This is a genomic window from Enterococcus sp. AZ091 (genome assembly GCF_051714805.1).
Taxonomy (GTDB): Bacteria; Bacillota; Bacilli; order Lactobacillales; family Enterococcaceae; genus Enterococcus_D; species Enterococcus_D gallinarum.
On record NZ_JBIOSO010000002.1, the window covers coordinates 235,942 to 249,355 of the forward strand.

At 40.2% G+C, this 13,414-nt stretch carries 9 protein-coding genes; 5 read left to right on the forward strand and 4 right to left on the reverse strand.

Features of this window, described 5'->3' with window-relative positions; all coding sequences use genetic code 11:
* The first annotated feature begins 41 nt into the window (after nt 1–41).
* Nucleotides 42–2,162, forward strand: coding sequence for a glycoside hydrolase family 95 protein (locus IGJ28_RS13645; protein ID WP_179135081.1), 2,121 nt, complete (start codon nt 42–44; stop codon nt 2,160–2,162).
* Nucleotides 2,163–2,497: 335 nt separating this feature from the next.
* Here IGJ28_RS13645 and IGJ28_RS13650 read toward each other — a convergent pair whose 3' ends face one another.
* A complete protein-coding gene (locus IGJ28_RS13650; protein ID WP_252711565.1) occupies nt 2,498–5,110 on the reverse strand; it encodes an HAD-IC family P-type ATPase in 2,613 nt (870 codons plus the stop codon).
* A gap of 248 nt (nt 5,111–5,358) precedes the next feature.
* Between IGJ28_RS13650 and IGJ28_RS13655 the strand changes: the two genes are divergently transcribed.
* Together IGJ28_RS13655 and IGJ28_RS13660 are read left to right on the forward strand one after the other, a co-directional pair.
* Complete coding sequence (locus IGJ28_RS13655; protein WP_175413528.1) at nt 5,359–6,006, forward strand: HAD family hydrolase; 648 nt, start codon at nt 5,359–5,361, stop codon at nt 6,004–6,006.
* A gap of 344 nt (nt 6,007–6,350) precedes the next feature.
* The gene (locus IGJ28_RS13660) at nt 6,351–7,688 is read left to right on the forward strand and encodes an amino acid permease (protein ID WP_252711563.1); all 1,338 of its coding nucleotides are present in this window, start codon (nt 6,351–6,353) and stop codon (nt 7,686–7,688) included.
* A 94-nt stretch (nt 7,689–7,782) separates the two neighbouring features.
* On the opposite strand, the gene IGJ28_RS13665 is transcribed toward IGJ28_RS13660, so the two are convergent.
* The 3 genes from IGJ28_RS13665 to IGJ28_RS13675 form a co-directional block, all read right to left on the reverse strand.
* On the reverse strand, nt 7,783–8,142 hold the full coding sequence (locus tag IGJ28_RS13665) for a hypothetical protein (protein ID WP_081131963.1): 360 nt from the start codon (nt 8,140–8,142) through the stop codon (nt 7,783–7,785).
* A 641-nt stretch (nt 8,143–8,783) separates the two neighbouring features.
* A complete protein-coding gene (locus IGJ28_RS13670; RefSeq protein ID WP_230322297.1) occupies nt 8,784–9,680 on the reverse strand; it encodes a hypothetical protein in 897 nt (298 codons plus the stop codon).
* Nucleotides 9,681–9,682: 2 nt separating this feature from the next.
* Nucleotides 9,683–10,303 (reverse strand): helix-turn-helix domain-containing protein, encoded by a 621-nt coding sequence (locus tag IGJ28_RS13675; protein WP_244323371.1) that lies wholly within the window; start codon nt 10,301–10,303, stop codon nt 9,683–9,685.
* 254 nt (nt 10,304–10,557) lie between these two features.
* Between IGJ28_RS13675 and IGJ28_RS13680 the strand changes: the two genes are divergently transcribed.
* Nucleotides 10,558–12,876 (forward strand): VWA domain-containing protein, encoded by a 2,319-nt coding sequence (locus IGJ28_RS13680; protein WP_438845550.1) that lies wholly within the window; start codon nt 10,558–10,560, stop codon nt 12,874–12,876.
* A 165-nt stretch (nt 12,877–13,041) separates the two neighbouring features.
* Nucleotides 13,042–13,413, forward strand: a complete 372-nt coding sequence (locus IGJ28_RS13685) for a GntR family transcriptional regulator (RefSeq protein ID WP_252711561.1) — start codon at nt 13,042–13,044, stop codon at nt 13,411–13,413.
* The last annotated feature ends 1 nt before the right edge of the window (nt 13,414 follow it).

The following is a 13,414-nucleotide window of genomic DNA, read 5'->3' on the forward strand; positions in this document are numbered from 1 at the left end:
AAGAACAGCCATAGGACTTTTTTATGATGGAGGTCCTCAAAATGAATTTTTTCTTTACAAACCCAGCGCAGGAATGGGAGGAAACGTTGCCTATTGGGAATGGTAGTCTAGGGGGAATGATCTTTGGAAGTTTTCCTGAAAAAATTGGCTTGAATGACGAATCACTTTGGTCGGGATACGAATATGACAAAAATCGACCAGAAGCTGCGAATTATTTATCAGAAATCCAACAAGCTATTTTGGAAGGCCGTTATCTAGAAGCGGGGCAACAAGTGGAAGAGTCTTTTTTAGGGAATTACACCGAGAGCTACTTGCCTTTGGGAAATCTGATTATTACACAACCAGACCAACAAGGAGCGATTGATCAGTATCGCCGTTGTCTTGATTTAAGCAGAAGTAAAGTAGAAATAACATACCAAGGAACGAGAGGTGTCTATCAGCGCGAGTATTTTGCTAGTTATCCTGACCAAGCCTTGTGGGGAAGATTTATTGCTCCGGAAGCTGAATCCATTAGTATTGCTTATGAGTCACAGTTACACTCAAAAGTTGTTTACCATGCTAATGAAAGCTGTGTTGAAATACAGGTTCAATGTCCGGAACATGTCAATCCAAACTATATAAGCAATGAATGGGATTTTGTACAAGGGACTCGCGGGGAAACACATATTTATGAATTAATCATTGAGCAAACGGATGGAAATCTTGTTTTTAACAACGATCGACTTATCATTGAAAATGCCCGAAACGTATCATTTCTTTTTAGAAGAAAAGGGGCAGGAAAAGTTCCAAGCTTTGTAGAAGCTAAAAAGCGTCACAGGAAAGACTATCAAGAACTGTTCAATCGAGTAGAGATGTATTTGGGCGACCAAGTCCAGTTGCCGCTGAATGAACGTATTGCAAGGGTAAAAGAAGGGCAGTTAGATCCTGGCCTAATCGCTTTATATTTTCAATATGGACGCTACTTATTGATCAGTTCTTCTCGTCCTGGGAGTTTGCCGAGTAATTTACAAGGGATCTGGAGTTGGCAGCTGCGAGCGCCTTGGTCATGCAATTTCACAACAAATATCAATTTAGAGATGAATTACTGGTTAGCGGATACTTGTAATTTACACGAATGCTTTGTACCTTATAGTAACTTTATTGAACAACTCTCTAGCGCAGGAGAAAAGACCGCCTTCCTTCATTATGGTGTAGCAGGATCTGTGTGTCATCATAATACAGATCGCTGGTTTACAACCAATCCAGTGGGGACTCCTTATCGATCTCAGACTGGTAGAGGAGATGCTTCTTGGGCGATGTGGCAAATGGGCGGGGCTTGGCTAGCCAGTGATTTATACCGGCACTATGAGTACACGGGAGATAGGACATACCTGAAAGAGGTGGTCTATCCAGTATTGCGAAAGTCTGTTATGTTCTTAGTCAATACATTAATAGAAAGTGACGGAATATATCACAGCTGTCCCTCGACGTCACCAGAGAACCTGTTTTTCGATGCTGCTGGCAACAAATGTTCATTGCAGCTATCAACTGCAATGGATATCTGCTTGATCAATGAAAATTTTGATTTCTTCCGGTTAACTTGTGAATCACTAAATATTCATGATGATTTGTTGGATAGAATGAAGCGAATCCAGCCCTATTTAGCAACTGTAAAGATTGGGTCAAAAGGTCAAATTTTAGAATGGCAAGAAGAATTTGAAGAAGTGGAACCTGGACATCGCCACGTTTCCCATCTTTATGGCGCATACCCTGGTGAACTTTATAGAACAGAGGAGCTTTTAAATGCAGTGAGAAAGTCAATTTCTCTGCGATTAAAAAATGGTGGCGGACATACCGGATGGAGTAATGCTTGGTTAATCAATTTATTTGCTATCCTAGGAGATTCACAGCAAGCCTATCAACATATTCAGCATGCCATTTTAGAAGCTTCGTATAGTAATCTTTGGAGCAAACATCCTCCATTCCAGATTGACGGTAACTTTGGCGTGGCTGCTGGGATCGCCAATCTGTTTATCCAAGATCGCAACGGACATGTTAAATGGTTGCCGTCCTTACCAGCCGAATTGAAAGATGGTTTTGTCAAAGGGCTGAAAATCAAAGGGAATCAGACCGTTGAGATGCAGTGGAAAAACGGTGAGCTGATCAGAAAAAATATTTATTAAAAGCTTTGCAACAAAAGTTTGTAACAAAATAAAGAAGACGGGACTGTGCCATAAGTCTCCTACAAGTAACGCTATCCGAACATTAATTATTATTGCTCCTGCGGTGCAGGGACTCCTCGTCGCAAAAGTCAGAGGAATCAAGCCTAGCAACAGACTATTATTCGGTTTAGCTTGTTGGATGATGACTTATGGCACAGTCCCACTTTTTACTCATCCTTCGAACGTAATCGTCGTTTCTTCCCTAAATGTCTAAATACTATTGAACTAGTGATACGTTCAATAGTATCAAGACTAGTAAAAGGCGCATTTATCTGAGGAAAGTTTGCTATTGCTTATTATTCGAATGAATTGAACTGTTCAGAAAAACTTTCATTCAGAATCACACGTGTAATGTGCTTTTCCGACTCTACTAATAGAAATAGTAGTAAAGCAGGAAGAATGCTTATCAGCATATTGTTCAAGCTTAATGAAGTTGTTTGGACGATTCTCTGCAGCGGCGGGAAATAAACCATCGCTAATTGTAATAGAGCCATCACTGACAACGAATAGATCAGGGCTTTATTTTGCTTGATTTTATTACTGAAGGCAAAGCTAGTGATCTCACGACAATTGAGCATGTAAAATGCTTGACCAAAAACGATCGCATTGATGAGGACGGTCTGTCTTGTCGCTTCATCACTAAATAAATTCATGGTAAGGAAGCCAAAAAAGGTCAATAGGATACCCACGTATAGGATTCGAAACAACGTATATTTGGAAATGATTTTCTCATTCATGTCTCGAGGTGCACGGTTCATGATCATTTTGTGCGCGGGTTCAAAGCCTAGCGCATAAGAAAGTGTGATGGATGCGACAAGATTAAGCCAGAGAATTTGAACGGTGGTCAATGGCAAAGGCATGTTTCCCAGCATGGAGACGATCAGCAATAGACCTTGTGCCAAACAAGTTGGTAAATAGAAGAGGATCGTCTTTTTTAGATTGTCAAAAATTCTGCGACCTTCTCTAATAGCTTTGGCAATCGTCGCAAAATTATCATCGATCAGAATCATGTCTGCCGCTTGTTTGCTTACGTCGCTCCCTTTGATCCCCATAGCAATGCCGACGTCGGCTTTTCTAAGTGCGGGTGCATCATTTACGCCATCGCCCGTCATCCCTACAATCTCACCTTGTTCTTGCAGGAAAGTCACGATTTGAAGTTTGTGTTCTGGTGTAGTCCGGGCAAAAATATTGGTGTTTTTCACAACGGTTTGCCATTCTTCTGCTGACAAACGATCCAATTCAGTACCAGTAATTGCTCGATCAGCATGATTGATTCCTAGTTGCTGGGCGATCGCTTTGGCTGTTGTAGGGTGGTCTCCGGTAATCATTACTACTCTGACACCCGCTTTTTTACAGTCTGCGACAGCCTCGATCGCGGATTCTTTCGGCGGATCAATAATACCTGCTAATCCGGTCATAACTAGATCATTTATTTCGTCATGGGTTAATAGGGTATCGTTTGCTACATCTTTGTAGGCAAAAGCGATCACTCGCTGACCTTCAGAAGCAAAAGATGAGTTGACTTGTTCCCACTGCAGGCGATCAAATTTTTGCATAATTCCATCGATATGAGCTGCGGAAACTTTGGTCATAATGACATCCGGTGCGCCTTTGACAAAAATACGTTTCTTGCCATTTATTCTATGACTTGTAGCCATATATTTGTATTTTGAATCAAAGGGCAACGTCTCTACACTTTCTATTCGTTGGGCACCGATCCGATTCGTCCACTTTAACAAGGCTAACTCTGTGGCATTTCCTGTAACTGGACAATGAACATCCTCAAAGCTTTGCGTTTCTTGACAATTTTGCATGATCTCTGCGAGCAGTTCATTCTCCGGGTAATCTTCCTGGTTTGTCTTCAACACATCAGTTACCTGATTGTTTGTAAACAAAGTAGTTAACGTCATGTCGTTTTTTGTTAAAGTACCAGTCTTATCTGAACAAATCACTGTCATTGATCCAAGGGTTTCTACCGTAGGCAATCCTTTCACGATCGCATTTTGCTGAGACATATTTTTTACCCCAGAAGATAGAATAATCGTCAAGATTGATGGCAATCCTTCTGGGATAGAGGAAACGATCAGCGCAATGATCGCAGAGACGATATACATCATGCTCATCCCGTAAACAAAATAACTGATCAGTCCAAGTAAAAGAATGAATAGTCCAATACCTTTAAAGATTGAATGATTCATTTCATTGACCTTTTTCAATAAAGGCGTTTCTTTGACTTCGATCGATGAAAGAGATTGGTTGATTTTGCCAATCTCAGTCTCGGAACCAATTGCGACGACGATGCCTTTCCCTGTACCTGATTGGACTTGCGTTCCAGAGTAAGCCATATTGGTTCGATCGGCTAAAGCTGTCTGCTCATCTAAGCGAGTGACGGTCTTCACGACTGCATCAGGCTCCCCTGTCAAAATCGACTCATCGATCTTCAATTCATTGACTGATTCGATTCGCAGATCAGCAGGGATAATATCACCTGGTGCCAAATAGACACGGTCGCCAGGAACTAGCTCTTCTGCATCAATAGACAGTCTTCCCTCTATCGATTCGATAGTTGCTTTTGAACTGAGAAGCTTTGTGATGCTTGATAGCGATTCGTCTGCTTTTCGTTCTTGATAATAACCAATCATGGCATTGAGGATAACGACTAATAAAACGATTGCTCCTTCAACAAAACTACCTGTAATAAATTTCAAAACAGCAGCACCGATCAAGACATACATTAGAGCATCATGGAAATAAGAAAAGAATTTTTTCCATTCTGGTGTTTTTTCTGATTCAGTAAGTAAGTTTTTTCCATGCTTTGCCTGATAACTTGTACGCGTTTCCGAAGTGATAAGTTCCGTACTGGTTTCTGATTGTACTGCGTCGATTTCTAAATTATGCCAATGTGTCATTTTTTTCCCTCCATATTCTTTACACCCTTAGCATAAAGGTTAGAGTCGTTCTAAGGTCAACAGTTATTTTTGACTTTTTGAAAAAAGAGTCCATTTCCTCTTTTTTTAGAAGATATGAGCGATACGTAGCGCTAGGATCTGCTTGTGGTGATCAATAGCTTCTAACGAGGAAAAAATCAATGATTGTTTTCTATTAAAGAATAGGATACGATGAATAAAACTTTTTGATCATGAAGGGGGAGGATGGAATGAGAACTAAGGGATTGATTTTTGACTTTGATGGGACACTAGGTGACTCTAGAGAATGTGGGATATTGGCGACGCAAAAAGCATTTAGTGACATAGGTCTAATGATTCCTGATGAAAAAACGATCGAATACTACATGGGGATTCCTATTGAAAAATCATTTCTAGAGATGGCGAACAGGCAGTTATCCGAAGAGAAATTAATGGAACTTCTCACTATTTTTCGAAGCCATTATCAATTTTTTGAAGAAAAGTCGCTTAAGGTGTTCGATGGCATCCCTGAATTACTGGCAATTCTTAAAGAGCAAGGCATCAAATGTTTTGTGGTTTCCAGTAAGAAAACCGATATATTGAATCGAAATCTGAAGGGATTAGGCATTGCTGCTTTTTTTACAGAGACGATCGGATCGGATAAAGTGACGCATTATAAGCCGCATCCTGAAGGGATAACCATAATTTTGAAAAATCATGGGTTGCAAAAAGATGAGGTGAGGATGATTGGTGATGCGACCTTTGATATCGAGATGGGGCAGGCAGCCGGTGTAGGCACTGTTGCTGTTGCTTGGGGAAGCCATACGAAAGAAGCCTTATTAGCCGCTAGGCCGGACTTTTTCATTGAGCATCCACTGGATTTGATTGAAACGCTGTAAAGCTGCTTTGGCTAATTTGGCCAAAAAGCCAGCTACTTTCTAGCCGTTGAAACACGTTTTTCTGCTTTTATTGAAGTGGAAAAACGTGTTTTGTTTGTTAACGGATTGTCACCCTTTTGATAGAATAAGAACGTTTCTTTGAAGGAACTGAAAAAGATTAAAATATGGTAGAATTTTCAGAAAAAATAGATTATTTTTTCAATTTTTAGTTGCAATAGGTTATTTAACTGTGTATGATCTGGGCAAGGAGCTTAGCTCCGTTATTTTTTTGAAACCAGTTATAAGAAATGATGATTTTTTTGATTGATTTCATTTATGCCTATCGGAGAAACAAGGAGGATCTTATGAACGAAGAAAATCAATTAAAAAGACAAATGAAAACTCGCCACATTACTATGTTGGCTCTTGGCGGAGCAATTGGCGCTGGCCTCTTCAAAGGAAGCGGAGAAGCGATCGACTTGGCCGGTCCTTCGGTATTACTCGCCTTTATTTTTTGTGGTCTTATTTTATTTATGGTGATGACAGGACTTGGAAAGCTGGTTCTAGAAGATCAAAAGCAACATGGTCTTTCTGGGTTGGTCCAACCTTATCTGGGGGTGCATACGGCTGATTTTATCGATTGGCTTTACTGGTCGATGTGGATGATCAATATCATTGCCGAAGCGGTAGCAGCTGCCAGCTTTTTGCAGCTTTGGTTTCCCAATATTCCGGCGTGGGTCTTTGTTTTGATTTTGGCCCTTTTAACAACAGCCATTAATCTTTTCTCTGTACGTTTGTTTGCAGAAACAGAATACTGGCTCTCTTGGGCAAAAATCAGTGTAGTGATTGCGTTGATCATTATTGGCATCTATTTAGTCGGCACACAACTACTTGACATTGGCTTCTTGCCGACCTTTAGTCAAATCACTGACCATGGTGGTTTTGCCCCTCATGGGATTCAAGGATTTATCAACTCATTGCTAGTAGTTATTTATTCCTATGGTGGCTCAGAATTGGTGGCAATCACGATCAGTGAAGCAGAAAATCCAAAAAAAGCGATTCCTAAAGCGATCAGAGGGGTCATGACACGTATCACAGCTTTTTATATTATTCCGCTGTTTCTATTACTGATCATCTACCCGTGGAATCAGTTAGCGGATCCGAATGTGAGTCCATTCGTGATGGTCTTTCAAAAGATCCATTTGCCTTTCGCGTCGGACATCGTGAATTTGGTAATCATTCTGGCTTTATTTTCTTCGATCAATTCAGGAATCTATGCGTCTTCGCGAATCCTGTATTTCCGACTGAGCAACAATGGCAATGCTAAGCATAAATTTATTGCTTTAAATAAAAATAGTGTCCCGCAACGAGCAATCATGTTTTGTAGTGGAACGTTATACTTAGGTGTTGTGCTTTCCTATTTTTTAGGAGACAAATTGTTTGGCTATTTAGCTGGATCTCTTTCCTACACTGTTCTTTTGATCTGGCTATTGATCAGTCTGGCCGCTTTTGTCTTAACCATTAAGCAAAAGAATCTTTTTCGTAAAGGTTATTTAAGTTTGGCGATTGTTTCTCTCGTCTTACTGTTTCTGGGGATTTTGATCACAAATTCGATTGCCGTCACTGGTTTTACAGCGGTGTTATATGCAATCATTTTTTTCAGCTTTTATCGTCAACATAATCGGAAAGAAAGCAATCTTTGAAATAATAAATGAAGCAACGAGCAATCAATCGTAGTTATCGTTTGATGGAAAGACGAAAAAACTGCTACCTCTGTTTTTGAGAGGCAGCAGTTTTTTATTTAGCTGACTTGACAACGAGCAAACCAACTTGTTCACTACTGCGAAGATTTTTGTTATATTCTCTAAAGCCATCGCGGACGATAACTGAATAATCCGCCTTCAGTTCGATGACCGCTTTTAGCACTTTGATAAGGGCATGATCGTAGATATTTCCATTGATTACGACCTTTGCGTCCCTCTCCGAAATTTGGTCTTTTAGTTTATGACATAACTGATCAGGGGATCTTAATAATTCATGGATTGTGATGAAGTAGATGATTTCGTTAGGGGAGTGGCCTAAAAAAATATCTTTTTCCACGGTTTGCTTTGTGGATTGCTGCATTTGTTGTTTTAAATAATCATCGATTCTGGACACTCATCTGTTCTCCTTACATATAGAAATAATAAAAACGAGGGTAGCGCGTTACTGAATTTCATCAGGTTTGAATAGTTGGGAGGAGTGGCAATCATCTGTTGATTCAGGCAAAAAATGTGCGTTATCATTTTGCCTTTTCATTGACTGGATCTATCCAAAACATTGAAGCAGTCAACAAATGGCCAAACCAACTAACTCAACAATCAACTTTCAATTATAGAAACATTTCTTAGTATCAACCTCCTTATTCTTTCTTTGCTGCTAAGTGTCACTAATAATAAGAATCGGTTGATTCTTCAAAAAATTAATCAGAGAAGTATTTATGAGAATGAAAGCAGGTTGAGAGCCGATTTTTCGAAGGTGTGAAGCTATTCAGAGAAGCACTGCTTGAAAAGAAATTGTAGTGAAAAAAATACTTTGACTGTATATTATCTATCAAGACCATCCGAATACTAGTAAAAAAACAATCTGTCAGCCAATTTGGAATAGTGACAGATTGCTTATACGATTGTTTGTCAGCATCAGATAAGAGCTTATCGTCTTCCTGTAACAATCACCAACTGGAACTAACGAATGCGGTAGCAAGAAGGGGGGGAGCAGGATGTCCTATTTTTCTCAATGACTAACTGCATGCTTAAGTTTCAATGGTGCGGACGATTTTGCTGGGTCAGCTCCTCGAGGGCTTGATGGATCGCCAACAAATCAGGTAGTGTGATCTGGGCATTGATCAGTAATACAGGGACTTTTTCAAAAGTTTCAGTCAACGGTGTGGTACTTAAGCAAAGATCATATGCCTCTTGGTCAAAGTGTTCGCGAATATCAATATTATAAAAGCCTTGGAAAGGCATTTTGATCAGTTTTTTTATTGTCAGTGAAACGGCTAAAGGTAAATCCGTTTCGAGTTTGATTCTGATTTGTTTCTGAAACGCAGCGGGTGATATCACTTGCGTCCAAGCCGTTGCGACATGCAATGCAAGTCCTTTGCGATTGAGTGGTTCATCATGATACAAGCTTGTCTGTTCTAAAAGTTTTTCTGACTGCATCCGCAATTCTGGGAAATGTTCTGCGAGAAATTGGACGGTGTCATAGCCTGCCAACGTATGATCGGTTTTTCCAAAAAGCGCAATGGAGAGAATGCCATTTAAAATGGTGTTCAACATCAGATTTTTCTGAGAGGATGGGAATGTTTTTCTCTCATGATGTGATGCCATTGAAGCAATCACTTCTTGAATGGCAGTAGGGGGCTTCTCCGCCTCATTCGACGAAAAATAAGTCTCTAGCTGAGATTCCTTAAATGTACGGTCAAGATTGGATTGCAGCCAAAGAAAACAAAAACGGCGTTCGTTTTCTGGTAGAAAGAAGTGTTCGGATAATTCTTCTGCTAAGTGATTGAATATGGGCGTATTCTGATCAGTCAGTTGTTGAAACAATTGCAAGTCTTCATCTGCGAGAAAAGGTGCCATCTCCAATGAATCCGTTGGGATCGACTGCCCTTTGCGAAAACGTAAAATAGTGACGGCTAGAATATACGTCGTCATTCTTAATTCGATTTTATTGAAAGGAATCTGGTTATTTTGATAGAAGTCTTGAGCGATCGTTTCACATTTTTTTGTGAGAGTCCCTTGAACGGCCAATGCAACCCAGAGAATGTCCGCCAAAAGAAGGCGACCATAAAATATCTGATACGTGCTTCGTCGCCAATTAATCGAACCATGCCTTTTTGTTTTCGCAAAGAAAAGCCAATAGGAGTCAATGCGTTTTCTAATTCATAAATTCTTTTACGAACAGTCGATTCAGAGAAAAAATTGTTAGCAGCAAATTGGATCAAATTGATTTCATTTTGCAGCAGCAGGGTTTTAAGTAGTTGAAAAAAAGGATTGGATGCTAAAAGCTGACTCGTCAATCGTTTATAGTCTGTTTTGGTGCCGCTGAATTTATACCCGGATCCGTGTTTGGCAATTAGAATCTCGTTTTTTTCTGCTTGATTGTTTGCCAGCTGTTTGGTCAATGAGTCAAAGCTCTTTTGAACAGAACGACGATCGAGACCTAATGTTTGACTGATTTCTTCTATAGGGACAAAGCGTTTTTGCAAATACAAAAAGCGCAGTAACTCAACGTCTTTTTTGAGGCCACTCCCAAAAAATGTATGGAATCGTTCCATCGATTTGCCTCCGATCTAGTAATTTTTTGTATCAATTTTCTTTTATCATAGCACAAAAAAGGATATTTTTTTGTGTTTGAAATTTGCATTTTTTTGCCTCTTTTGTTAGCCGAAACAAACTACAATTTGGATTGGCAAATTTCGTTCACAGTTAAACGATGATTCTCCCATTAAATGAGTGGACATGAAATAAAGGAGTGTAAGAATTGCAAGTTAACAAAAAAAGATCAGGTAAAACAATTGCTTTTTTACTAATGATTATTGGATCAATGGTCATTTTTATTGGTATACAGGCAAGTGCTGCTACTTATGATTTTGATTATCAAGCCAATCAATCTGGACAATATATTACTGATGGTGTCGAACAAGGGGATACCTATAATTATGACTACGGCAATGCACCAGGTGTCGATTTTGATAGTGAAAACTATGTGAACTATCATGATGAAGCTTATGTAAAGAAGAGTGTCAAAGAGGTAGCCGGGCAGCAAGGTCTCTTTGACGTTACTTTAGATGTGAAAGGGAATCAAGTAGATAATCCAGTTGATCTTGTCCTTGTGATTGATTACTCCTCCTCTATGAAAGGAGAGAAATTAACCAACGCCTTAAAAGGGCTGCAACAATTTGGTGAGGAATTAGGAGATTCCCTGTCAAACGGCTCTATTCGTATCGGAATTGTTGCCTATAACCGAACAACTTATTCTACGAATGGCTTCTCCACAGACATCGATTATCTGCAAAATTTTTTACAGCATACGGCGGAATCACACTCAGGAACATTTATGCAAAAAGGCTTGATGGAGGGACAACGTCTGCTCCTTGAACAAAGTCGACCTGAAGCTGAAAAGATGTTTATCCATATTGGCGATGATAGTGCCAATCGCAGCTATTTACCTGCTGAAAATGCAACTGTGTATCCCAATACAGGAAAGATCGATGATTATAATGGCTATCATACTAGCAGCTATACCAAAGCTTTCCAAACAGCTAATCCTCAATACCATACAACAAGTAAGACTTCAACAGATAGTTTAGCAGTTCCAGTCAGCAGTCAAGTGGTGACTGATGAAACATTGGGAACGATCGTTGACATCAAGGAATCGAACTTTGCGGTTTATTCAGTGGCAACGGCACCTTCGGCAAGGGGTGAATACATTGCCCGTAATCTTGCTACTGCACCGGCTAATTATTTGACGACGGACGAAAACCTTAGCGGTCTTGGTTCAGCATTGAAAGAAATTGCGAACCACATTGATAAAACGATTCCCAATGGAACGATCACAGACCCTATGGGGGAAGGAATCCTTTTACAAGGAGCCGGTACGTTTGATAATAGCCATTATCAATTGGTCGGGTGGCGCAAAAATGATCAAGGAGCATGGATCCAAGCTCCTGAAATTGTTGCAGCAGTTCAAGTAACGGAAGCTAATCAAACCATCTCTATCAGCAACATCGCGTTAGGTGAAAATGAAAAACTTACCCTAACTTATCAGGTTCGAATAAATACAGAATCCGCTGAGTTTCAAGGAGAAACATGGGTCTTGTGTAATGGACGCACGACATTAACAACAGGAAGTGATGGTGAATATTTAGATTTTCCTATTCCATCCATCAAGGCACCTGTCGTAGAATTGAAAATTATGAAGAAGTGGGTCAATGTTCCAGATGCTGAGATTCCTGATCAGATCGAATACCATGTCAAAAGAACAACCACCGTTAGTGCTGAAAGTTGGCAAATGTCAGATAGTTTAACCTTGAATAAAGGCGAGGGCTATCAAGGAACACGCACAAAAGTCCCAGTTGAAGGCCAAAATGTAGTATTACCAAAGTACAATAACCAAGCGGAAGATTTCTTTTACACTGTCGAAGAAGTCAATGTTCCAGATGACTTTGAAAGTGCGGTAACCAATGAGGGTGGTACCATCATTATTACCAATACTAAAAAAGAAACATCAAGTACGACAGAGCCAAGTGTTACCGAACCAAGCGTAACGGAACCAAGCGTAACGGAACCAAGCACGACAGAGCCAAGTGTCACAGAGCCAAGCACGACAGAGCCAAGCACAACGGAACCAAGTGTTACCGAGCCAAGTGTCACAGAGCCAAGCACCACCGAGCCAAGTACGATGGAACCAAGTACGACAGAGCCAAGTGTCACAGAACCAAGCGTAACGGAACCAAGTACGACAGAGCCAAGTGTCACAGAGCCAAGCACGACGGAACCAAGTACGACAGAGCCAAGTGTTACCGAACCAAGCGTAACGGAGCCAAGTACGACAGAGCCAAGTACGACAGAGCCAAGCGTAACGGAACCAAGTACGACAGAGCCAAGTGTTACCGAACCAAGCGTAACGGAGCCAAGTACGACAGAACCAAACACAACTGATTCGTCCATGTTAGGGACTCAGAACAATCAATCAGAATCAAGTCACTCTGCTGCCTTAAACGCTTCAAATAAAACGAATGATAAAAAACTTCCACAGACAAATGATGAGAAGGCGAGTTGGATGCTTGTCCTCGGCATAATGATTGTGAGTGTTATAGGTGGGACAATTATCATACGCATGAAATAACTATCTATCTTTCACGATTAAATCGTGTTCTCAGCTAGGCTTTTGCCTAGCTTTTTTTGTTTATGTTCAGTAAAAACTCAAAAATTTTTTAATAAACAGTATATAACACTTGATAACAGTCGTGTACTGTTATATACTGTTTGTAACGAGAAGGGGGAAGAAAATGTGAGATTGATTATTAATACTTCCTTAATGGTGCCGATTTATGAGCAGATTGTCGATCAAATCAAAGGGCATATTCGAAATGGGGAGCTGAATGAGAATGATCCGTTGCCATCTGTCCGCACACTGTCAAAAGAATTAAAGATCAGTGCTTTAACGGTCAAAAAAGCCTATGATACGTTAGAATCTGAAGGTTTTACAGTAACGGTTCACGGGAAAGGAACTTATGTAGCTGCTACCAATACAGAGCTTTTATTGGAAGAGCAAAAAAAGGAGCTGGAACAAGACTTGGAACAAGCAATTCTAAAAGGGCGACGTTGCGGGGTTAGTGATGAAGAGATAAAAAGTTTGTTTGAATTGATATTGGAGGGTTGAA